Raw genomic sequence first — 242 nt, 5'->3', positions numbered from 1 at the left:
AAATGGAACCAGATGAAGGTACATTTAAATGGGGTGTAACGACATCTTTAAGTTACTTCCCTAAAGATAACTCTGAGTTCTTTGATGGTGTCGATATGAATTTAGTTGAATGGTTACGTCAATACGCTCCAGAAGATGAACAAACTGAAACATTTTTACGTGGTTTCTTAGGTCGCATGTTATTTAGTGGTGAGGAAGTTAAGAAAAAAGCAAGCGTGCTTTCAGGTGGAGAAAAAGTACGT

1 pseudogene is annotated in these 242 nt (G+C 37.2%); it reads left to right on the top strand.

Annotated elements, in window-relative coordinates:
- Nucleotides 1-242, top strand: a pseudogene (locus L2D08_RS23855) (ABC transporter ATP-binding protein); the annotation flags it as partial.

The sequence above is a fragment of the Domibacillus sp. PGB-M46 genome, assembly GCF_022668875.1.
GTDB lineage: Bacteria > Bacillota > Bacilli > Bacillales > Domibacillaceae > Domibacillus.
The sequence above is the reverse complement of the archived record's forward strand: the minus strand, read 5'-3'. Positions and strand labels throughout refer to the sequence as shown.